The sequence below is a fragment of the Paenibacillus aestuarii genome, assembly GCF_027789125.1.
Lineage (GTDB): Bacteria > Bacillota > Bacilli > Paenibacillales > NBRC-103111 > Paenibacillus_E > Paenibacillus_E aestuarii.
Map to the genome: position 1 here is coordinate 22132 of NZ_JAQFVF010000049.1, position 21963 is coordinate 44094.

The following is a 21963-nucleotide window of genomic DNA, read 5'->3' on the forward strand; positions in this document are numbered from 1 at the left end:
GCGATAATTATTATTACTTCGTACGACGGCGTACAATGTATTTGTTGGATGCTTTGTTTTTCTTACGAGTTTTGTAACCAAGTGTCGGTTTGCCCCAAGGAGACATAGGCGATTTACGACCGATTGGCGCGCGTCCTTCACCACCACCGTGTGGGTGATCGTTAGGGTTCATTACAACCCCGCGGACTTGTGGGCGATTGCCTTTCCAACGGTTACGACCAGCTTTACCGATCTTAACAAGCTCGTGGTCTTCGTTACCTACAGAACCGATTGTAGCGCGGCAAACTTTAAGAACTTTACGAACTTCACCAGAAGACAAACGGATTGTTACGTAAGTTTCTTCTTTACCAAGCAATTGAGCTTCTGTTCCAGCAGCGCGCACCAACTGTGCACCTTTACCTGGTTTCAACTCAATGTTGTGGATAACTGTACCAACTGGAATGTTTTCCAATGGAAGAGCGTTACCTACTTTGATATCGGATTGTGGTCCGGATACGATTTGATCGTTTACCTTAAGACCTTTAGGAGCGATAATGTATCTTTTCTCACCATCAGCATAGTTGATCAATGCGATGTTAGCGGAACGGTTTGGATCGTACTCGATTGTAGCAACGCGTCCTGGTATTCCATCTTTGGTACGTTTGAAATCGATAATCCGGTATTTACGTTTGTGACCGCCACCGTGATGACGAACTGTAATTTTACCTTGGTTGTTACGTCCAGCGTTTTTGCTCAAAGGAGCTAGCAAGGACTTCTCCGGTGTAGATGTTGTGATTTCTTCGAATGTAGAAACCGACATTGCACGTCTAGCCGGGGACGTTGGTTTATACTTTTTAACTGGCACTCCGATTCCCTCCTTACTTCAAGAAATGTATATTATACGGACTCAAAGAATTCCAATTCTTTGCTTTCTGCACTCAGGGACACAATTGCTTTTTTCCACTCGGAAGTGTAGCCAAAGTGACGGCCGTAGCGTTTAGGCTTAGCAGGCATTCTAAGTGTGTTTACATTTGTAACTTTCACTTTAAAGATTGCTTCGATAGCTTGTTTGATTTCCGTTTTGTTAGCGCGAAGATCGACTTCGAAAACGTACTTCTTGTTAGCCATCAGGTCGCTTGTACGCTCAGTGATGATCGGGCGCTTGATAATGTCGCGTGGATTTTTCATTGTGCAAGCACCTCCTCTACTTTCTGTACAGCGTCTTTCGTAATGATCAGTTTGTCATACAGCATGACATCCAGAACATTGAGTCCATCAGCAGCGATGAATTTCACACCTGGGATGTTACGAGCGGAAAGAGCTGCGTTGGAGTCAGTATCCAAACCAACTACAAGTGCTTTTCTTTCAACTTTCAGGTTGTTCAAAATTGCTGCGAATTCTTTTGTCTTAGGAGCGTTCAATTGAAGTTGATCCAATACGATCAATTCGTTATCGATAACTTTCGAAGACAAAGCGGATTTAATCGCCAAACGACGAACTTTTCTTGGCAATTTGTAGCCGTAGCTGCGAGGTGTCGGTCCAAATACTGTACCGCCGCCTTTCCATTGTGGAGCACGGATACTACCTTGACGAGCACGTCCTGTACCTTTTTGTTTCCAAGGTTTACGTCCGCCGCCGCGAACTTCAGAACGACCTTTAGTTTTGTGAGTACCTTGACGAACTGCAGCTTGTTGAAGCAATACCATTTCATGGATTGCATGTACGTGAGGTTCGATTCCGAACACTGCATCAGACAGTTCAACTTCACCTACTTGTGCGCCTGTTACGTTATATAAAGCTACTTTTGGCATCAGTTATTCCTCCTTTCTTACTTTTTAACAGCGGATTTCACGCTTACGTAGCTGTTTGTAGGACCAGGAATGGAACCTTTAACAAGCAATACGTTACGCTCAGCGTCCACTTTAATGATTTGCAGGTTTTGCAATGTTACAGTTTGGTCACCCATGTGTCCTGGCAAGTTTTTGCCTTTAGGTACGCGGTTCGCTTGAATGGAACCCATGGAACCTGGACCTCTGTGGTAACGGGAACCGTGAGCCATTGGTCCGCGGGATTGGTTATGTCTTTTGATGTTACCTTGGAAACCTTTACCCTTAGAAGTACCTGTTACGTCAACGAATTCGCCCTCTGCGAACAGATCAGCCTTCAACTCTTGGCCAACTTCGTACTCAGCCATCTGAACGCCGCGGATTTCTTTAACGTAGCGCTTAGGTGTTGTCCCTGCTTTTTTCGCATGGCCAAGCTCTGGCTTGATGATACGGCTTGCTTTAACATCGTCAAAACCGATTTGGATCGACTCATAACCGTCGTTATCCACATCTTTCTTTTGAAGAACCACACAAGGACCGGCTTGAATAACAGTTACAGGAACTACGTTACCTTCAGCAGTAAACACTTGTGTCATCCCAAGTTTTTTTCCTAAGATACCTTTCATCGTTGACACCTCTTTTCCTTCTTAAACGTATATTCTATAGTTGTTTTACAGTTTGATCTCGATGTCTACACCAGACGGTAAGTCTAGTCGCATCAAAGCATCAACTGTTTGTGGTGTAGGATTCACAATATCGATAAGACGCTTATGCGTACGCATTTCGAATTGCTCACGCGAATCCTTGTACTTGTGCACCGCACGAAGAATCGTGATGATTTGCTTCTCAGTTGGAAGCGGAATCGGACCGGATACACCTGCACCGGAACGCTTGGCAGTTTCCACGATTTTCTCAGCTGATTGATCGATGATTCTGTGATCATAAGCTTTCAAACGGATACGAATTTTTTGCTTTGCCATATAAGTCCCTCCTTCTATCGCCCAATTTAGTATCGGACATACTCCGTGAAAATTCTCCAACGCCTTCACCATGGCAAAGGATCCGGGTGTGTCGGCAACCTCTCACATCATCGCAACGTCTCAGACCAACGTTTTATATTATATAAAATATTATAGGCAATTGCAAGCGAATCTTTAGGCTAAAGTACAAAAAAAACACTCGCCGCAAAAACGACGAGTGTTCTTCTATATAAAAGGGATTACTTGGAGATTGCAGCAACCGCACCCGCACCAACAGTACGTCCGCCTTCGCGAATCGCGAAGCGAGTACCTTCTTCGATAGCGATTGGGTTGATCAATTCAACTGTTACTGTGATGTTATCACCAGGCATAACCATCTCAGTACCTTCTGGAAGGCTGATGATACCAGTTACGTCAGTTGTACGGAAGTAGAATTGTGGACGGTAGCCTGTGAAGAAAGGCTTGTGACGGCCACCCTCTTCTTTAGTCAGAACGTAGATTTGAGCGGAAAAGTTCGTGTGAGGTTTAACGGAACCTACTTTAGCAAGAACTTGGCCACGCTCGATATCTTTACGGTCTACACCACGAAGAAGAGCACCGATGTTGTCGCCTGCTTGAGCGGAGTCAAGCAATTTGCGGAACATCTCTACGCCTGTTACGATGCATTTGCGAGTTTCTTCAGCGATACCAACGATTTCAACTTCGTCTTGTACTTTAACAGTACCACGCTCAACACGGCCTGTAGCAACTGTACCACGACCAGTGATGGAGAACACGTCCTCAACTGGCATAAGGAAAGGCTTGTCAGTGTCGCGCTCTGGAGTTGGGATGTAAGTATCAACTTGCTCGAACAACTCAACGATTTTGTCAGCCCAAGGACCGTCTGGGTTTTGAAGAGCTTCACGAGCTGCGCCGCGGATGATTGGAGTATCATCGCCTGGGAACTCGTACTCGTTAAGAAGGTCGCGAACTTCCATCTCAACCAGTTCAAGCAACTCTTCGTCTTCAACCATGTCGCATTTGTTCAAGAATACAACGATGTAAGGTACGCCTACTTGACGGGAGAGCAAGATGTGCTCACGAGTTTGTGGCATAGGACCGTCAGCTGCGGATACTACCAGGATCGCTCCGTCCATTTGCGCAGCACCAGTGATCATGTTTTTAACATAGTCAGCGTGACCTGGGCAGTCTACGTGTGCGTAGTGACGGTTAGGAGTTTCGTACTCAACGTGAGCTGTGGAGATTGTGATACCGCGCTCGCGCTCTTCTGGAGCTTTATCGATTTGGTCGAATGCTACTGCAGCACCGCCATAACGCTTGGACAATACTGTTGTGATAGCAGCAGTCAGAGTTGTTTTACCATGGTCAACGTGACCGATAGTACCGATGTTAACATGCGGTTTTGTACGTTCAAATTTAGCCTTTGCCATTTTAAACGAATCCTCCTTAGAGTGACTATTAGTTTATTATTAAGCGCCTTTGCCCTTTGCAATAATTTCTTCTGCAATGGATTTAGGAACTTCTTCATAGTGGGAAATTTCCATGGAGTAAACACCACGGCCTTGTGTTCTGGAACGAAGTGTTGTGGAGTATCCAAACATTTCGGACAAAGGCACTTTAGCGCGGATGATTTGTGCTCCGTGACGGTTATCCATACCTTCGATGCGTCCACGACGGGAGTTAAGGTCACCCATAACATCGCCCATGTACTCTTCAGGTACAGTAACTTCCACTTTCATGATTGGCTCAAGAAGAACCGGCTTACATTTGTCTTTTGCCGCTTTAAGCGCCATGGAACCTGCGATTTTGAACGCCATTTCGTTGGAGTCAACATCGTGGTAGGAACCGTCGACAACTGTAGCTTTGATGTCTACGAGTGGGAATCCTGCGATAACCCCGTTCTTCATAGACTCTTCGATACCCGCTTGAATCGGAGCGATGTATTCTCTAGGAATAGATCCACCCACGATTTTGCTTTCGAAGACGAAACCAGTACCAGCTTCTTGAGGTTCGAACTCCACCCAACAATGTCCGTATTGACCACGGCCACCGGATTGGCGAACGAATTTACCTTCAACTTTAGCTGCTGCACGGAATGTTTCACGATAAGCAACTTGCGGTTTACCGACATTCGTTTCTACTTTGAACTCACGAAGCATACGGTCAACGAGGATCTCAAGGTGAAGCTCACCCATACCCGCGATGATCGTTTGACCTGTCTCTTCGTCTGTATGAGCACGGAAAGTCGGATCTTCTTCAGCAAGTTTTTGCAATGCGATACCCATTTTATCTTGGTCCGCTTTCGTCTTCGGTTCAACAGCAAGCTGAATAACCGGTTCAGGGAAGTTCATGGACTCAAGGATAACTGGATTCTTCTCATCACAAAGTGTATCCCCAGTTGTTGTATCTTTCAGACCAACAGCTGCTGCGATATCACCAGAGTATACATCGCTGATTTCTTGACGGCTGTTCGCATGCATTTGCAGAATACGACCAACGCGCTCACGTTTGCCTTTGGTAGCGTTAAGCACGTAGGAACCCGAGCTCAAGACACCGGAGTAAACGCGGAAGAAAGTCAGACGACCAACGAAAGGATCTGTCATGATTTTGAAAGCAAGAGCTGCGAACGGTTGATCGTCAGCAGACTTACGAACCACTTCAGTACCATCGTCAAGCACACCTTTGATGTCAGGCACATCAATTGGAGCTGGCAGGTAATCAATAACCGCATCCAACATCAATTGAACACCTTTGTTACGGTAGGAGGAACCTACGATTACTGGGAAGATCTTAACGTCGCAAACACCTTTGCGAAGCGCTGCTTTAATTTCAGCAACTGTCAGTTCTTCACCTTCGAGATATTTCATTGTAAGCTCTTCATCAAGCTCAGCAACTTTCTCGACAAGTTCCAATCGCAGTTCTTCTACTTTATCTTTGAACTCAGCAGGAATTTCCACTTTCTCGATATCCTTACCAAGATCGTCTTTGTACATATACGCTACTTGTTCAACCAAGTCAATGATACCTTTGAACTCGTTCTCAGCACCGATTGGAAGTTGAATAGCAACTGCATTTGCACCCAGTTTTTGACGCATGGAATCAACTACGCCCAAGAAATCTGCGCCAATGATGTCCATTTTGTTTACGTAAGCGATCCGAGGTACGTGGTACTTATCAGCTTGTCTCCAAACTGTCTCGGATTGAGGCTCAACGCCTTCTTTCGCACTAAATACGCCAACTGCTCCATCCAACACGCGAAGGGAACGCTCTACCTCAACGGTAAAGTCAACGTGCCCCGGGGTATCGATGATATTGATGCGGTGACCATTCCATTGCGCAGTCGTAGCGGCGGAAGTAATTGTAATCCCGCGCTCTTGTTCTTGTTCCATCCAGTCCATCGTAGCCGCACCTTCGTGCACCTCTCCGATTTTGTGAACTTTACCAGTGTAGTACAGAATGCGCTCTGTAGTTGTAGTTTTACCCGCATCAATATGCGCCATAATCCCGATATTACGCGTATTCTTTAAGGAGAACTCTCTAGCCATAGGTCGTTATTTCTCCTTTCAATATGTGAATCAAGATTCTACCAACGATAGTGAGCAAACGCTTTGTTCGCTTCAGCCATTTTGTGAGTATCTTCACGTTTCTTAACGGAAGAACCTGTGTTGTTGCTAGCATCGATGATTTCGAAAGCCAGTCTTTCTTCCATCGTCTTCTCACCGCGAAGACGGGAATAGTTAACCAACCAACGAAGACCCAATGTTGTGCGGCGCTCAGGCTTAACTTCAATCGGAACTTGGTAGTTCGCTCCGCCTACGCGGCGAGCTTTAACTTCCAATACCGGCATGATGTTTTTAATCGCTGCTTCGAACACTTCCATCGGCTCTTTACCTGTACGATCTTTCACGAGGTTAAAAGCGTTGTATAAGATGGACTGAGCCACCCCTCTTTTCCCATCAATCATGATACGATTGATAAGACGAGTAACAAGTTTGCTATTGTAAATCGGATCTGGCAATACGTCTCTGCGAGTAACTGGACCTTTACGAGGCATAGTTATCCCCCTTTCTCGAAAGGATCATCCCTATTTGGGAAGTCTTATTTTTTAACTTTAGGACGCTTAGTACCGTACTTGGAACGAGCTTGCTTACGGTTGTTAACACCGGAAGTATCCAGAGCACCACGAACGATGTGGTAACGTACCCCTGGAAGGTCTTTTACCCTACCTCCACGGATCAATACAACGCTGTGTTCTTGCAGGTTGTGACCGATACCAGGAATGTAAGCTGTCACCTCTACACGGTTCGTCAAACGAACACGGGCATATTTACGAAGTGCGGAGTTAGGCTTCTTAGGAGTCATTGTACCCACACGAGTGCAGACACCACGTTTTTGAGGAGCGCTCAAATCCGTTGCCTCTCTTTTCAAAGCGTTAAAACCTTTTTGCAAAGCCGGGGATTTAGACTTATCCACCTTAGCTTGACGACCTTTACGTACTAGTTGGTTAATTGTTGGCATATCGCCACCTCCTCCCTACATGTATAAATCTTATTGTGTTTCAAGCCCACAGATCCAGGCGAGTCGTAAATGAGCAAATGAAAAGTCTTTGCCAAGAATCCGATGCAAGGTTTATGTAAACCTACGAATCATTTCCGTTAACAAAAACACTTTTGATCTTATTCATTTACAACAGCTGCTACCGCAGCTCCAACTTCAATACCACACGCTTTACCTAGCATCTTCATAGAATCCACATAGGTTACCGGCACTTCCATCTTCTTACAGAGGCTTACCAGCTTTATCGTCAATCGCGGATCTGCATCTTTGGCAACAAAAACTTCGATTGCCTTACCTTGTTCAACCGTCTTTGTCGCTTTCTTCGCGCCAACAGATACGTTCTTTGCCTGTTTGACTTTATCATAAGACATAAAGCTCATCCTCCAAAGCGCAGGAAAAGATAGTAACTTAGGCACACTACGATATATTAGCATTTTGAAATTAGCGTGTCAAGAATATAGTTCTACATTCATCGTTTCTTCATAATTGACAAGTGAACGGGAAAGCATACCATCTCTGGTGGCTTTCCCGTATCCTTGCAATTATAAACTACTCAACAGCAACTGTTTCTTTTTGCATGTCTTCATCTGCCACAAGAACTTCGTTAGGATCCGTAATGCGGATATTCCGGTAGCGCGGCATACCCGTACCAGCTGGAATCAGCTTACCGATAATAACGTTCTCTTTGAGACCGAGCAATTGGTCGACTTTACCCTTAATAGCTGCATCCGTCAAGACACGAGTGGTCTCTTGGAAAGATGCCGCGGACAAGAAGGAATCGGTCTCCAAGGAGGCCTTCGTAATACCGAGCAAGATCGGTCTAGCGACAGCTGGCTCGTTGCCTGCGAACAGGGCCACTTTGTTAGCTTCTTCGTATTCATGAATGTCTACGAAGGAACCTGGAAGCAGCGTTGTATCCCCGGCATCAACGATACGGATTTTGCGAAGCATCTGGCGGACCATAACTTCGATATGCTTATCGTTGATTTCTACCCCTTGGTTACGGTATACGCGCTGTACTTCTTGCAGAATGTAGTTCTGCACGCCGCGGATACCTTTAATACGCAGCATGTCTTTCGGGTCAATCGATCCGTCTGTCAACTCATCACCAGCTTCAATGTGCTGGTTGGCTGTGACACGAACACGAGAGCCGTAAGGAACTGCATACACTTTGGATTCCGCTTCACCTTGGACTTCGATTTCACGACGATCCTTAGCTTCGCGGATTTCTTTGATCACGCCATCGATCTCAGAGATGATCGCTTGACCCTTAGGATTACGCGCTTCGAAAAGCTCTTGAATACGCGGCAAACCTTGTGTGATATCGTCTCCGGCAACACCACCGGTATGGAACGTACGCATCGTCAGCTGCGTTCCTGGCTCACCGATGGATTGAGCGGCGATAATACCGACAGCTTCCCCGATTTCGACGAATTGACCTGTCGCCAAGTTACGGCCGTAGCATTTTTTACATACGCCATGACGGGAACGGCAGCTCAATACTGAACGGATTTGAAGTTTTTCAATGCCAGCTTCTATGATCGCATCTGCAATACCGGACTCAATCAATTCATTGCGTTGAACGATCACTTCACCTGTTTGTGGGTGACGAAGTGTCTCGAATGCGTAGCGGCCTTCAATACGGTCGTAGAGATCCTCAATAACCTCTTTACCGTCTTGAATTTTGCTTACAGTGAAGCCTTTATCCGTACCGCAATCTTCATCACGGACAATAACGTCTTGTGCAACGTCAACCAGACGACGAGTCAAGTAACCCGAGTCCGCTGTACGCAGCGCCGTATCGGCAAGACCTTTACGGGCACCGTGCGTGGAAATAAAGTATTCCAAGATCGTCAGACCTTCACGGAAGTTCGACTTAATCGGCAACTCCATGATTTTACCGGATGGGTTAGCCATCAGACCCCGCATACCGCCAAGCTGAGTAATCTGCGATTTGTTACCCCGTGCTTTGGACTCAACCATCATGTTGATCGAGTTGTACTTGTCGAGGGACTTCATCAGGATTTCCGTGATTTCGTCTTTCGCTTTACTCCAGATGGCAATAACACGGTCATAACGTTCTTCATCAGTAATCAAACCACGGCGGTATTGGTTCGTAACAACGCGTACTTTCTCTTCACACTCTTTGAGAATTCCTTCTTTTTCAGTTGGAACGACAACGTCGGATACGGCAACGGTAATACCAGCTTTAGTCGAGTAAGTGAAGCCGAGTTCCTTGATTTTATCAAGAATCATCGAAGTTTGCGTTGTATGGTATTTGCGGAAGCACTCAGCAATGATCGAGCCCAAGTACTCTTTACCTACCGCTTTGTTCTCATTGCGCTCAAGCATAATCGCTTTAAGATCAGCGCCCTTCTCGAATACAAAGTGAGAGTCCGGAATACCGGTTAACAAGTTTGTTTTGGTCGGTTCATTGATGAATGGGAAATCGCTAGGGAAGATTTCGTTGAAAATAATTTTCCCAATTGTTGTAATCAACATCGCATTTTGCTGCTCATCCGTGAAGCTCGTTTTGTTCAAAGCTCTAGCAGGAATCGCAACTCTGGCGTGAAGCGCCATTTTGCCCGATTGATAGGAAGATACAGCCTCATGGATGGTTCTGATAATCGAACCTGCACCTTTGGCGTACTTGTTGTCCGTTGTTAAGTAGAAACTTCCCAAGACCATGTCCTGTGAAGGCGTAACAACCGGCTTACCGTCTTTCGGGTTCAAAATGTTACCGGAAGCCAGCATCAGCACGCGTGCTTCTGCTTGCGCTTCGGATGACAACGGAACGTGAACGGCCATTTGGTCACCGTCAAAGTCAGCGTTGTACGCTGTACATACGAGCGGATGCAGCTTGATGGCGCGACCTTCAACGAGAATCGGCTCGAACGCCTGAATCCCGAGTCTGTGCAGCGTAGGGGCACGGTTCAATAGAACTGGGTGCTCCTTAATAACTTCTTCCAGTACATCCCATACATCCGGGCTTACGCGTTCAACTTTGCGCTTCGCACTCTTGATGTTGTGGGCCAAACCTTTATTTACGAGCTCTTTCATCACGAAAGGCTTAAACAATTCCAACGCCATTTCCTTCGGGAGACCACATTGGTACATCTTCAGGTTAGGACCTACGACGATAACCGAACGACCGGAGTAGTCAACACGTTTACCGAGCAGGTTTTGACGGAAACGGCCTTGTTTACCCTTCAGCATATGGCTGAGGGATTTCAAAGGACGGTTACCAGGTCCCGTTACCGGACGACCGCGGCGACCGTTGTCGATCAAAGCGTCAACGGCTTCCTGCAGCATCCGCTTCTCGTTTTGCACGATGATGTCCGGAGCGCCCAGGTCGAGCAATCTTTTGAGACGGTTGTTACGGTTAATAACACGGCGATACAGATCGTTCAAGTCGGAAGTCGCAAAGCGACCACCGTCGAGCTGAACCATCGGGCGAAGCTCAGGCGGGATGACAGGAAGTACATCCAGAACCATCCAACCAGGCAAGTTTTTGGAGTTACGGAATGCTTCCATAACTTCCAAACGTTTGATCGCACGGTTGCGGCGCTGACCTTGAGCAGTTTTCAGCTCTTCTTTCAGCGTCTCTACTTCACGGTCGATATCGATGTCCATCAGCAGCTTTTTCACTGCTTCTGCACCCATACCCGCTTGGAACGCATAGCCGTACTTCTCACGGTAACTACGGTATTCTTTTTCCGACAACAGTTGTTTCTTCTCAAGAGGTGTATCCCCTGGATCCGTTACAACGTAGGAAGCAAAATAAATGATTTCCTCCAAAGATCTTGGAGACATATCCAGGGCCAAGCCCATGCGGCTTGGAATCCCTTTGAAATACCAGATGTGAGACACAGGAGCGGCAAGCTCAATGTGACCCATGCGTTCACGACGCACCTTTTGACGGGTTACTTCTACGCCGCAGCGGTCACAAACAACGCCTTTATAACGGACGCGCTTGTATTTTCCGCAATGACATTCCCAATCTTTCGTAGGTCCGAAGATCTTTTCACAGAAAAGACCTTCTTTCTCAGGTTTTAAAGTTCTGTAGTTAATTGTTTCCAGCTTCTTTACTTCCCCACGGGACCAAGAGCGAATTTTATCGGGCGATGCCAAGCCGATTTTCATAAACTCGAAGTTGTTAACGTCCATCAAGGAGCAACCCTCCTTTAAGAATTTAAACCTTGCTATGCAGTGAATCGTGCTCGATCTATTGCGAAAAAGATTATTCGACCCCTAATTCGGATCCTTCTAAATTCAGGTTCAATTTATCGCTGGTGACTTCATCCTCGTCATCCATTTCCTTCATTTCGATCTCTTCTTCGTTGCCGGAAAGGATCTTAACATCCATACCCAAGCTTTGAAGCTCTTTGATCAAAACTTTGAACGACTCAGGAACACCAGGTTCTGGAACATTCTCGCCTTTAACGATGGATTCATATGTTTTCACACGACCCACAACGTCATCGGACTTCACGGTAAGAATTTCTTGCAATGTATAAGCGGCTCCGTATGCTTCAAGCGCCCATACCTCCATCTCCCCGAAACGCTGACCACCGAACTGTGCTTTACCACCCAGCGGCTGCTGTGTAACAAGCGAGTAAGGGCCTGTGGAACGGGCATGGATTTTATCGTCAACCATGTGCGCCAATTTGATCATGTACATGACGCCGACAGTAACTTCACGTTCGAACGACTCACCTGTACGTCCGTCGTACAGCATCGTCTTACCGTTGCGCTGCATACCAGCTTCTTCCATCGTGTCGAAAACGTCATACTCGCGCGCACCGTCAAACACCGGCGTTGCAGCGTGAATACCCAGGAATCTGGATGCCATACCCAAGTGAACCTCGAGTACCTGACCGATGTTCATCCGCGATGGAACCCCCAGCGGGTTCAAGACGACCTCAACCGGCGTACCATCCGGCATGAACGGCATATCTTCTTCAGGAAGAATACGGGCCACGACCCCTTTGTTACCGTGACGTCCGGCCATTTTATCGCCTTCGGAAATTTTCCGTTTTTGCGCGATATAGACACGAACCAATTGATTTACACCTGGAGGCAGCTCATCGCCGTTCTCACGGGTAAACACTTTAACGTCAACGACAATACCGTCCGTACCATGCGGTACACGGAGGGAAGTGTCACGAACTTCACGCGCCTTCTCACCGAAGATCGCATGCAGCAATCTTTCTTCAGCCGTCAGCTCTGTCACACCTTTAGGTGTAACTTTTCCGACGAGGATATCGCCAGCGCCGATCTCGGCACCGACACGGATGATGCCGCGCTCGTCGAGATTTTTCAACGCGTCTTCCCCTACGTTCGGGATGTCGCGTGTGATTTCTTCCGGTCCAAGCTTCGTATCACGCGCTTCGGACTCATATTCCTCGATGTGAATGGATGTGTACACATCTTCTTTCACCAGTTTTTGGCTCAGGAGAATCGCATCCTCGTAGTTGTAGCCTTCCCACGTCATGAAGGCGACGACGACGTTGCGGCCCAAGGCCAATTCGCCTTGCTCTGTCGAAGGGCCATCAGCCAGAATATCGCCAACTTTGACGATCTGTCCTTTTTTCACAATTGGACGCTGGTTAATGCACGTACCTTGGTTAGAGCGCATGAACTTATGCAATTTATATTTAACGAGATTGCCGTTAACGAGCTTGCCGTCCACCATTTCCTGGCGGCGCAACCAGATTTCATTAGCAGCGGCCTTTTCAATAATTCCATCGAATTTGGAGACAATACATACTCCCGAGTCCTTAGCAACCTTATGCTCCATTCCCGTACCTACAAGCGGAGCTTTAGGGATCAAGAGAGGAACCGCTTGACGCTGCATGTTGGATCCCATGAGGGCGCGGTTGGAGTCATCGTTTTCCAAGAACGGAATAAGCGCCGTCGCTACGGACACGACTTGCTTAGGCGAAACGTCCATGTAGTCGACACGCTCAACCGGAAGCGTTAAGTTGTCATCCTTGTAACGAACAATAATCGCTTCTTCAACGAATTTATTGTCTTCCGTCAATTCAGCGTTCGCTTGAGCGATAACGTAGTTATCCTCTTCGTCCGCAGTCATATATACGATTTGCTCCGTTACTTGACTCGTCTTCGGATCTACCCAACGATATGGCGCCTCGATGAAGCCATACTCATTGATACGAGCAAATGTCGACAACGAGTTGATCAAACCGATGTTCGGACCCTCTGGAGTTTCAATCGGACACATACGACCATAGTGAGAGTGATGCACGTCACGAACTTCCATGCCCGCGCGCTCACGCGTCAAACCGCCCGGTCCGAGTGCGGATAGACGGCGTTTATGCGTCAATTCGGCAAGCGGATTCGTTTGGTCCATAAATTGCGAGAGCTGGGAGCTTCCGAAGAACTCTTTGATTGATGCGATTACAGGACGAATGTTGATCAAAGCTTGCGGTGTAATGACATTCGCATCTTGAATGGACATCCGCTCACGCACTACACGTTCCATACGGGACAAACCGATACGGAATTGGTTCTGCAGCAATTCACCAACAGAACGCAGACGACGGTTACCCAAGTGGTCAATGTCATCCGTGTTGCCAATGCCGTGCAGCAAGTTAATGAAATAGTTAATGGACGAGATGATATCGGCAGGCGTAATATTCTTCACGGATTTATCAATAACTCCGTTCGAAATCACCTTCACAACTTTGCCATCTTCATTCGGCGAATAGACATTAATGCATTGCACAGGAATACTGTCCGCTTCTGTTACGCCATTAGGAATGGAGAACTCTTTGAAGCCAGCGCCCTTCTCAATGAAAGGAAGGATCTCATCCAACGTACGGCGATCCAACAACTGACCAGCCTCAGCGATAATTTCTCCCGTCTCCGCATCCACCAAAGTTTCAGCCAGACGATGATTAAACAATCTATTTTTGATGTGAAGCTTTTTATTGATTTTATAACGACCTACGTTCGCCAGGTCATAACGCTTTGGATCAAAGAAACGCGCAACAAGCAAGCTCCGCGCATTATCAAGCGTAGGCGGCTCACCCGGACGAAGACGCTCGTAGATTTCGATCAACGCTTTTTCCGTAGAATCCGTGTTGTCTTTATCCAGCGTATTACGAATGTATTCATCATCGCCAAGCAAATCCAGGATCTCAGCGTCTGTCCCGAAACCTAGAGAGCGAAGCAGAACGGTAACAGGGATTTTACGTGTGCGGTCGATACGCACATAGATAATATCCTTTGCATCCGTCTCAAGCTCCAGCCAAGCTCCACGGTTAGGAATAACCGTAGCTGTGTAAGTTTTTTTGCCGTTTTTATCCACTTTGGTGCTATAATAAACACTGGGTGAACGAACGAGCTGGGAGACGATTACACGCTCCGCACCGTTGATGATAAAAGTCCCTGTTTCCGTCATGATCGGGAAATCACCCATGAACACTTCTTGTTCCTTGACTTCACCAGTTTCCTTATTAATCAAACGGACTTTGACTCTTAACGGCGCCGCATAGGTTACGTCGCGTTCTTTGGATTCATCAACTGAATACTTAGGCTCTCCTAAGCTGTAGTCAATAAATTCAAGCACCAGGTTGCCTGTGAAATCCTGAATCGGGGAGATATCCTGAAACATCTCTCTAAGTCCCTCTTCCAAAAACCACTCATACGATTTTTGCTGGATTTCAATCAGGTTTGGAATGCCCAGCACCTCATTAATACGTGCATAAGTCCTGCGTTTACGTCGTCCAAATTGAACAAGATGTCCCGCCAACTTTCATTCACCCCTCAAGTCTACTCAATAAATAAAAAGAAAGAAGAAAAACTTCTACCGACGTACACTCAGGACGCCTCCTATATTGGAGCCCGTCCGAATCAAGCGACTGTATGGATGGAGGTTTTTCTCTGATGTTCGACAAGACTTTTCCATTAATTTCTTCTCATCCTGTTAGAGTTGCCTAAAATTCAAACATTATACGTTACAGTTTAAAATTTTATGCATCTCGGACGAAAAAAAGACTTGACATTTTTGTTAACTAAAGACATGTGTCCCATCTTAATACTGACATTTTTTAATGATACCACAAACGAAATGTCAAGTCAAACAAATTCCCTCGAAAATAAGTCATTACCTTTTTGTCGCTTTTAGAATCCGGTATCCTTTATCTTTCGAGACTTCAATTACTTCTCCATACACCTGTTCCAACTTTGCCATTGCAGAAGGAGAACCTTGCTTCTTCTGGATTACGACCCAGATCGAACCGCCTTCAACCAAGCAATCATAAGCATCGGTGAAAATACGGTGCACCACTTCCTTGCCCGCGCGAATCGGCGGGTTGGTCAAGACCACATCAAACCGCTCGCCTTGCACCTTCTCCAGCAGATCGCTTTGGACAATCGTTACATTGGCGATGCCATTGCGTTTTGCATTTTCTTTGGCAAGTTCAATGGCTCGTTCATTTATATCCACCATAGTGACATGTCCTTGTGGACACATCAACGCGGCACTCAACCCAATAGGCCCGTACCCACAGCCGACATCAAGCACTCTGGCCTGATTGTCAAACTCCATCGTTTCAATCAAATGCTTACTTCCGTAATCTACACCTTTTTTTGAAAATACCCCCGCGTCCGTAGTAAAGACGAGCTCGCGGCCGCGCAGCATCTCCTTCATCGTATGAAGATCACGCTGAACCGTGGGGCGTTGTGTGTAATAATGTTCGGACACGTACTTTTCCTCCTCATCTTCTACCGATAGGAAAATCTCCGAAACCCGCATATTCGCCAGACTTTCCTATGCGGTAAAAAAACCTCTTGAAGTCAAGCTTCAAGAGGTTCTCTTTATAGAAAGAAATTACTTCACTTCTACAGTTGCGCCTGCTTCTGTAAGTTTTGCTTTTACAGCTTCTGCTTCTTCTTGGCCAACTTTTTCTTTGATTGGCTTAGGAGCGCCGTCTACCAAGTCTTTCGCTTCTTTCAGGCCAAGACCTGTGATTTCGCGAACTACTTTAATAACGTTGATTTTGGAAGCACCTGCGTTAGTCAAGATTACGTCGAACTCAGTTTGTGCTTCTTCAACTGCTGCTGCGCCACCTGCTACTACAGCTACTGGAGCTGCTGCAGTTACGCCGAATTCTTCTTCAATTGCTTTAACCAGGTCGTTCAGTTCCAAAATAGTCATGCCTTTGATGGCTTCCAAGATTTGTGCGTTGCTCATGGTTAAACCTCCGTTATCATTAATAAATTTAGTTTTAATTCGAAATTAAGCCTGACCTTCAGCTTCTTTTTTCTCAGCAACTGCTTTAACAGCAAGTGCAAAGTTACGAACAGGAGCTTGAAGAACGCTAAGCAACATGGAGAGCAAACCTTCTTTGGAAGGCAGGTCCGCAAGAGCTTTAATTTGATCGTATCCAACTACGCGGCCTTCAACCACGCCAGCCTTCACGCTCAATTTATCGTTCTTTTTCGCAAATTCCGTCAAAATTTTAGCAGGGGACACAACATCATCTTTACTGAAAGCAATAGCTGTTGGACCAGTCAAGTACTCATCCAAATCAGTCAGCTCAGCATTAGCTGTTGCGCGTCTTGCCAATGTATTTTTCAGAACTGTAAATTCGATGCCAGCTTCGCGCAGGGATTTACGCAACTGAGTTACTTGAGCTACGTTCAAACCGCGGTAGTCAGCTACGATTGTGCAGGAGCTAGATTTAAGCTTCTCTGTAACTTCAGCGACAGCTTGTTCTTTCACTGCAATAGTATTCGCGTTTGCCATAGGTACACCTCACTTCTTTTGCATTTTGTATCTTCGATTTCGCAAACAGTAGGAGCATCAGCATTTCTCATCTTTACAAATAAGAAATGCCTTCGTAGACGCTACGAAGGCATGATGTGTTCACTTTTCTCTTGACGTACAAAAGAATCGCAATATATATCATAACACCTCGGTAGGAAATTAAGCTTATCAGCACCTACTGTCTACGGTTTGCATATTCACTTTTAAGACCTTAGATAGATTATCATGACCAGCGACCGAAGTCAACTGGATGGTTTTTCTTATCTGAAGGATTGCAGGTTTACACGTACGCTAGGTCCCATAGTGGAAGATACTGCGATGCTTTTCAGGTATACACCTTTAGCAGCTGCAGGCTTCGCTCTAAGAAGCGCATCAACCAAAGCTTTGAAGTTTTCTTGCAACTTGTCAGCTTCGAAGGATACTTTACCAAGCGGAGCATGGATTTGACCTGCTTTATCAAGGCGGTATTCGATTTTACCAGCTTTGATCTCTTGAACAGCTTTCGTTACGTCGAATGTAACTGTGCCTGCTTTAGGGTTTGGCATCAAACCTTTACCCCCGAGAATACGGCCCAGTTTACCAACTTCACTCATCATGTCAGGAGTCGCTACGCAAACGTCGAACTCGAACCAACCTTGTTGAATTTTGTTGATCATGTCTTGATCGCCAACAAAGTCCGCGCCAGCAGCTTCCGCTTCTTTCGCTTTCTCACCTTTAGCAAATACAAGGACACGCTTAGTTTTACCAGTACCGTGTGGAAGTACAACGACACCACGAACAGCTTGGTCTTGTTTTCTTGGGTCTACACCCAGACGAACTGCAACATCTACAGTTTCATCAAATTTCGCAGGAGCTGTCTTTTTAACAAGCTCGATTGCTTCTGACGGATCGTACAAAGTTTCAGCATTTACAAGCTGAGCAACTTCGCGGTATTTTTTACCGTGTTTAGGCATTATAAAATCCTCCTTAGTGGTATTAGCGGATTATCCTCCCACCGAGCGACCTGCAAGCTTTCCGGGAAAGCCTGGTTCATAAACTAGCGTTTACGGCGTCGCATTCCTTACGGAATTAGTCTTCGATGACGATACCCATGCTGCGAGCAGTACCCTCAACCATACGCATAGCAGCCTCAACGGATGCAGCATTCAGGTCAGGCATTTTTTGTTCAGCGATTTCGCGAACTTTCGCGCGCTTCACAGTTGCAACTTTCTTTTTGTTCGGTTCACCGGATCCTTTTTCGATACCAGCAACGACGCGAAGAAGAACTGCAGCCGGAGGCGTTTTAGTGATGAATGTAAAGGAACGGTCTTCGAATACAGTGATTTCAACTGGGATAATCAAACCAGCTTGATCAGCAGTACGAGCGTTAAACTCTTTACAGAAAGCCATGATGTTCACACCTGCTTGACCCAAGGCCGGACCAATTGGTGGTGCTGGATTTGCTTTCGCAGCTTGAACTTGCAGCTTCACGATTTTAATAACCTTTTTTGCCATGTTGTACACCTCCTTGCACTAGTTATCAGTCGGTTAGGCGCAAACCCTCCCACTAACGAAGGTCTATCCCGAGGAATAGACCTGGTAGAAACCCTTGGTTGTCTCGTTTTATAGCTTCTCCACTTGGTTGAAATCCAACTCAAGCGGGGTTTCTCTACCAAACATATTGACGTGTACCTTCAGCTTCCCTTTGTCCGCTACGATCTCTTCGACCGAGCCCACAAAGTTTGCAAAAGGACCCACCTTGACGCGTACGGTTTCTTTGAGTTCGAAGTCGATCTTCGCCTTCGGCTCTTCCATACCCATATGCTTCAGGATGGCTTCCACTTCCTCAGGCAGAAGTGCAGTCGGTTTAGAGCCAGAACCCGTAGATCCTACAAATCCTGTAACTCCCGGCGTGTTTCGTACAACGTACCAAGAGTCGTCCGTTTGAATCATTTCCACAAGAACATAACCCGGGTAAACTTTACGCATAACGGTCTTTTTCTTACCGTCTTTGTTTACCAGTTCCTCTTCCATCGGCACGAGCACACGGAAGATCTTGTCCTGCATTTCCATAGATTCAACGCGTTTCTCAAGGTTGGCTTTTACTTTGTTTTCATACCCCGAATAGGTATGTACGACGTACCATCTTTTTTCCATAAAATAAATTCACCTATAGTCCTGTTTATTTAAAAACAAGGCGCAGCAAACTTGAGATACCAAAGTCCAATACAAAGAAATAAATAGCAACAAAAGCTACCGTACCAATAACGACGAGCGTGTAGGTAATCATTTCTTTGCGACTTGGCCACTTGACCTTCTTAAGTTCTGACCAGCTGTCGGTGAAGAAGGAAAACGTGGATCCGAAGCTTTGTTTCATTCTAGCCAAGAACGCCACAAACTACACCTCCAAAGAACTACCTAGTCTCGCGATGAGCAGTATGTTCATTGCAGAATCTGCAATATTTCTTCAACTCAATACGGTCGGGATTGTTGCGCTTATTTTTAGTGGATGCATAGTTTCTTTGTTTGCAATTTGTGCACGCTAATGTGATGATTACCCGCATGATGTACACCTCCTACAGACACTTTCTAATTAAAGCCCTTCTAAGCGCATCAAAAAGAAAGCGACTTTCAGGGCTACCTGAAATACTTTATCACAATCCACATCGGGGTGTCAAGGAAGAAGTATCTCACTTGCCGTCATTCTATGCATAGAGACAAGATTGCAAGAGTATCATCATTATAGACGACACTGGGCTTTGTTAAACGTAAGCAAAAAGAAAAGCACCCGCGCCGCGGGTGATTTCAATGTACAAGCTATAAATCTCTAACTTCTAAATAACGTTCGAGCTTGCGCTTCACGCGTTGTAGTGCATTATCAATCGACTTGACATGACGATCAAGGTCTACGGCAATCTCTTGATAAGACCTGCCATCGAGATAGAGCATGAGCACTCTGCGTTCCAGGTCGCTAAGTATTTCGCCCATCTTATCCTCGAGACCTGTAAACTCTTCTTGATTAATAATCAGTTCTTCCGGATCCGTGACCCGGGAGCCGCTTATCACATCAAGCAGCGTACGATCGGAATCTTCATCGTAAATAGGCTTGTCCAATGAAACGTAGGAATTTAGAGGAATGTGCTTCTGCCGAGTCGCCGTCTTAATGGCCGTGATGATCTGCCTGGTAATGCACAGTTCAGCAAAAGCTTTGAAAGAGGCTAACTTGTCTCCTCGGAAGTCACGAATCGATTTATATAAACCTATCATGCCCTCCTGCACAATGTCTTCCCGATCTGCGCCGATCAAAAAATAAGAACGCGCCTTCGCACGTACAAAGTTCTTATATTTATTGATGAGGTATTCCAGCGCTTCACTACTGCCTTCACGGACTGCTTCGACTATGTCTTCATCTGGCTTTAAGTCATAATCGTACATTCTCAGTTCTTTGAGGTCGACACTCACCAACAATCCCTCCGGCCTGCAGGACTACCCAATTTCTCTCTAAGGATAGGTTAAGTATACAGTATGAATTCTTTCATCGTCAACGGGGAACCGCGCCATTTCTAGCATTTGGAGTATATTCACTCGCCTCTGCGCCACCGCTCGAAGAGTTCTTTCATGTTGTCGTTCAACTTGCCGTCCAAAGGATTTCGTTTCGTTGACGTTTCCGGCTGGATCCGCTGCCTGACCTCTTTGCGGCTCTGATTGATCTTGACGAGAAGCTCCCCGGCCGGCAGGCGGAGAGCCCCTTTGCCAAAGATGACATGCTGCTCGATCATATCGGAAGTAGCCACATAGATTTCCCTGCGCCGACCCATCAGATTGGTGACCAGACGCTCAATGAGCTCATCCGCGGTCTCCTTCTCCTTGGTGTATAAAACACTGAGCTTGCTCTGCACATACTTCTTGCCAAGACCCGGCACCATATAGGCATCGAATACCAGATATACTTTCATGCCGGAGAAGGATTGATACTCGGCTAACATATGGATCAGCTTGTCCCTTGCCTGTTCCAGGTCAGTATCCTTCAGCTTGCTGAGCTGAGGCCAAGCGCCTATGATATTATAACCGTCTACAATCAAGAACTCTTCCATGCCATCAGCTCAATAATCGTTGTCTGACCACTTCATACATAAGAACTCCCGCGGCAACCGACGCGTTCAGTGAGTTGATTTGGCCTGACATCGGCAGCTTCACCAGAAAGTCGCACTTCTCTTTGATCAGGCGGCCAACCCCTTTGCCTTCATTGCCAATTACCAAGGCAATCGGAATTTTAAAGTTGGCTTTGTACACGTCCTGCGCTCCGGAAACGTCCGTCCCCGCAATCCATACGCCCTCTTCTTTCAATTGCTCAATCGTTTGGGCAATATTCGTCACGCGGGCTACCGGTACATACTCAACGGCTCCTGCTGAAGTTTTGGAAACTGTAGCCGTGAGTCCAACCGAGCGGCGTTTGGGTATAATAACGCCATGCACCCCTGTGCAGTCGGCTGTCCGCAGGATGGAGCCCAAATTATGCGGATCTTCAATCTCATCCAAAATAAGGATGAAAGGCTCCTCGCCTTTTGCTTTCGCTTTGGCCAAAATATCTTCGATTTCGACGTACTCATACGCGGCGACTTGCGCCACAACGCCTTGATGCACCAGGCCTTCGGCCATCTGATCCAACTTGCGCTTGTCCGTGAACTGCACGATGATGCCGTGATTTTTAGCTTCCGCGACAATCGGTCCGGCGAATTGCTTCTGTGCATTTTCGGCGATCCAAATTTTATTGATCGTTCGGCCGGAGCGTAGCGCCTCCAGAACGGAGTGCTTTCCGCCGATATATTCTTCTGCCATTCCACTC

Annotated in this window: 23 protein-coding genes and 1 other annotated feature; all 23 genes read right to left on the reverse strand. The window is 46.4% G+C overall.

Annotation, left to right across the window (positions count from 1 at the left end; translation table 11 throughout):
• Positions 1–13 precede the first annotated feature (13 nt).
• On the reverse strand, positions 14–844 hold the full coding sequence (rplB, locus tag O9139_RS20685; RefSeq protein WP_270881358.1) for a 50S ribosomal protein L2: 831 nt from the start codon (positions 842–844) through the stop codon (positions 14–16).
• A 32-nt stretch (positions 845–876) separates the two neighbouring features.
• Positions 877–1167 (reverse strand): 50S ribosomal protein L23, encoded by a 291-nt coding sequence (gene rplW / locus O9139_RS20690; RefSeq protein WP_188178383.1) that lies wholly within the window; start codon positions 1165–1167, stop codon positions 877–879.
• Positions 1164–1790 (reverse strand): 50S ribosomal protein L4, encoded by a 627-nt coding sequence (gene rplD / locus O9139_RS20695; RefSeq protein ID WP_270881359.1) that lies wholly within the window; start codon positions 1788–1790, stop codon positions 1164–1166. Before rplD ends, rplW begins: the two co-directional genes overlap by 4 nt.
• A gap of 17 nt (positions 1791–1807) precedes the next feature.
• Positions 1808–2431, reverse strand: a complete 624-nt coding sequence (gene rplC / locus O9139_RS20700) for a 50S ribosomal protein L3 (RefSeq protein WP_270881360.1) — start codon at positions 2429–2431, stop codon at positions 1808–1810.
• A 45-nt stretch (positions 2432–2476) separates the two neighbouring features.
• Positions 2477–2785, reverse strand: a complete 309-nt coding sequence (rpsJ, locus tag O9139_RS20705) for a 30S ribosomal protein S10 (RefSeq protein WP_028557496.1) — start codon at positions 2783–2785, stop codon at positions 2477–2479.
• Between the two features lie 239 nt (positions 2786–3024).
• A complete protein-coding gene (gene tuf / locus O9139_RS20710) occupies positions 3025–4215 on the reverse strand; it encodes an elongation factor Tu (RefSeq protein WP_270881361.1) in 1191 nt (396 codons plus the stop codon).
• Between the two features lie 39 nt (positions 4216–4254).
• Positions 4255–6330: an elongation factor G gene (gene fusA / locus O9139_RS20715; RefSeq protein ID WP_270881362.1), complete on the reverse strand. Its 2076-nt coding sequence runs from the start codon at positions 6328–6330 to the stop codon at positions 4255–4257.
• A gap of 38 nt (positions 6331–6368) precedes the next feature.
• Complete coding sequence (gene rpsG / locus O9139_RS20720) at positions 6369–6839, reverse strand: 30S ribosomal protein S7 (RefSeq protein WP_270881363.1); 471 nt, start codon at positions 6837–6839, stop codon at positions 6369–6371.
• A gap of 44 nt (positions 6840–6883) precedes the next feature.
• Positions 6884–7303, reverse strand: a complete 420-nt coding sequence (gene rpsL, locus O9139_RS20725) for a 30S ribosomal protein S12 (protein WP_028552020.1) — start codon at positions 7301–7303, stop codon at positions 6884–6886.
• Positions 7304–7461: 158 nt separating this feature from the next.
• Entirely contained in the window at positions 7462–7713 is a 252-nt protein-coding gene (locus tag O9139_RS20730) for a ribosomal L7Ae/L30e/S12e/Gadd45 family protein (protein ID WP_270881364.1), read from the reverse strand.
• A gap of 178 nt (positions 7714–7891) precedes the next feature.
• Positions 7892–11512 (reverse strand): DNA-directed RNA polymerase subunit beta', encoded by a 3621-nt coding sequence (rpoC, locus tag O9139_RS20735; RefSeq protein WP_270881365.1) that lies wholly within the window; start codon positions 11510–11512, stop codon positions 7892–7894.
• Between the two features lie 70 nt (positions 11513–11582).
• A complete protein-coding gene (gene rpoB, locus O9139_RS20740; RefSeq protein WP_270881366.1) occupies positions 11583–15119 on the reverse strand; it encodes a DNA-directed RNA polymerase subunit beta in 3537 nt (1178 codons plus the stop codon).
• Between the two features lie 354 nt (positions 15120–15473).
• A complete protein-coding gene (locus O9139_RS20745) occupies positions 15474–16073 on the reverse strand; it encodes a class I SAM-dependent methyltransferase (protein ID WP_270881367.1) in 600 nt (199 codons plus the stop codon).
• A gap of 126 nt (positions 16074–16199) precedes the next feature.
• Positions 16200–16562: a 50S ribosomal protein L7/L12 gene (gene rplL, locus O9139_RS20750; protein WP_235120077.1), complete on the reverse strand. Its 363-nt coding sequence runs from the start codon at positions 16560–16562 to the stop codon at positions 16200–16202.
• Positions 16563–16607: 45 nt separating this feature from the next.
• Positions 16608–17117 carry a 50S ribosomal protein L10 gene (gene rplJ, locus O9139_RS20755; RefSeq protein ID WP_270881368.1) on the reverse strand — a complete coding sequence of 170 codons (510 nt, stop codon included), beginning with the start codon at positions 17115–17117 and terminating at the stop codon, positions 16608–16610.
• 72 nt (positions 17118–17189) lie between these two features.
• Positions 17190–17344: a sequence feature (ribosomal protein L10 leader region), on the reverse strand.
• Positions 17345–17398: 54 nt separating this feature from the next.
• The gene (gene rplA / locus O9139_RS20760; protein WP_270881369.1) at positions 17399–18091 is read right to left on the reverse strand and encodes a 50S ribosomal protein L1; all 693 of its coding nucleotides are present in this window, start codon (positions 18089–18091) and stop codon (positions 17399–17401) included.
• A 115-nt stretch (positions 18092–18206) separates the two neighbouring features.
• On the reverse strand, positions 18207–18632 hold the full coding sequence (gene rplK, locus O9139_RS20765) for a 50S ribosomal protein L11 (protein WP_126144112.1): 426 nt from the start codon (positions 18630–18632) through the stop codon (positions 18207–18209).
• Positions 18633–18740: 108 nt separating this feature from the next.
• Entirely contained in the window at positions 18741–19274 is a 534-nt protein-coding gene (gene nusG, locus O9139_RS20770) for a transcription termination/antitermination protein NusG (RefSeq protein ID WP_188178396.1), read from the reverse strand.
• A gap of 25 nt (positions 19275–19299) precedes the next feature.
• The gene (secE, locus tag O9139_RS20775; protein WP_270881370.1) at positions 19300–19512 is read right to left on the reverse strand and encodes a preprotein translocase subunit SecE; all 213 of its coding nucleotides are present in this window, start codon (positions 19510–19512) and stop codon (positions 19300–19302) included.
• Between the two features lie 19 nt (positions 19513–19531).
• Positions 19532–19681 carry a 50S ribosomal protein L33 gene (rpmG, locus tag O9139_RS20780; RefSeq protein ID WP_134756045.1) on the reverse strand — a complete coding sequence of 50 codons (150 nt, stop codon included), beginning with the start codon at positions 19679–19681 and terminating at the stop codon, positions 19532–19534.
• A gap of 253 nt (positions 19682–19934) precedes the next feature.
• Entirely contained in the window at positions 19935–20579 is a 645-nt protein-coding gene (sigH, locus tag O9139_RS20785) for an RNA polymerase sporulation sigma factor SigH (RefSeq protein ID WP_270881371.1), read from the reverse strand.
• A 119-nt stretch (positions 20580–20698) separates the two neighbouring features.
• Positions 20699–21211: an NYN domain-containing protein gene (locus O9139_RS20790; protein WP_270881372.1), complete on the reverse strand. Its 513-nt coding sequence runs from the start codon at positions 21209–21211 to the stop codon at positions 20699–20701.
• Positions 21212–21215: 4 nt separating this feature from the next.
• Positions 21216–21956 (reverse strand): 23S rRNA (guanosine(2251)-2'-O)-methyltransferase RlmB, encoded by a 741-nt coding sequence (gene rlmB / locus O9139_RS20795; protein WP_270881373.1) that lies wholly within the window; start codon positions 21954–21956, stop codon positions 21216–21218.
• Between the last annotated feature and the right edge of the window lie 7 nt (positions 21957–21963).

Excerpts from the sequence above, each read along its gene's own strand:
- rplW (WP_188178383.1), bottom strand. The coding sequence starts at position 1,167 with ATGAAAAATCCACGCGACATTATCAAGCGCCCGATCATCACTGAGCGT.
- rplD (WP_270881359.1), bottom strand. The coding sequence starts at position 1,790 with ATGCCAAAAGTAGCTTTATATAACGTAACAGGCGCACAAGTAGGTGAA.
- rplC (WP_270881360.1), bottom strand. The coding sequence starts at position 2,431 with ATGAAAGGTATCTTAGGAAAAAAACTTGGGATGACACAAGTGTTTACT.
- rpsJ (WP_028557496.1), bottom strand. The coding sequence starts at position 2,785 with ATGGCAAAGCAAAAAATTCGTATCCGTTTGAAAGCTTATGATCACAGA.
- tuf (WP_270881361.1), bottom strand. The coding sequence starts at position 4,215 with ATGGCAAAGGCTAAATTTGAACGTACAAAACCGCATGTTAACATCGGT.
- fusA (WP_270881362.1), bottom strand. The coding sequence starts at position 6,330 with ATGGCTAGAGAGTTCTCCTTAAAGAATACGCGTAATATCGGGATTATG.
- rpsG (WP_270881363.1), bottom strand. The coding sequence starts at position 6,839 with ATGCCTCGTAAAGGTCCAGTTACTCGCAGAGACGTATTGCCAGATCCG.
- rpsL (WP_028552020.1), bottom strand. The coding sequence starts at position 7,303 with ATGCCAACAATTAACCAACTAGTACGTAAAGGTCGTCAAGCTAAGGTG.
- O9139_RS20730 (WP_270881364.1), bottom strand. The coding sequence starts at position 7,713 with ATGTCTTATGATAAAGTCAAACAGGCAAAGAACGTATCTGTTGGCGCG.
- rplL (WP_235120077.1), bottom strand. The coding sequence starts at position 16,562 with ATGAGCAACGCACAAATCTTGGAAGCCATCAAAGGCATGACTATTTTG.
- rplJ (WP_270881368.1), bottom strand. The coding sequence starts at position 17,117 with ATGGCAAACGCGAATACTATTGCAGTGAAAGAACAAGCTGTCGCTGAA.
- rplA (WP_270881369.1), bottom strand. The coding sequence starts at position 18,091 with ATGCCTAAACACGGTAAAAAATACCGCGAAGTTGCTCAGCTTGTAAAT.
- rplK (WP_126144112.1), bottom strand. The coding sequence starts at position 18,632 with ATGGCAAAAAAGGTTATTAAAATCGTGAAGCTGCAAGTTCAAGCTGCG.
- nusG (WP_188178396.1), bottom strand. The coding sequence starts at position 19,274 with ATGGAAAAAAGATGGTACGTCGTACATACCTATTCGGGGTATGAAAAC.
- rpmG (WP_134756045.1), bottom strand. The coding sequence starts at position 19,681 with ATGCGGGTAATCATCACATTAGCGTGCACAAATTGCAAACAAAGAAAC.
- O9139_RS20790 (WP_270881372.1), bottom strand. The coding sequence starts at position 21,211 with ATGGAAGAGTTCTTGATTGTAGACGGTTATAATATCATAGGCGCTTGG.
- rlmB (WP_270881373.1), bottom strand. The coding sequence starts at position 21,956 with ATGGCAGAAGAATATATCGGCGGAAAGCACTCCGTTCTGGAGGCGCTA.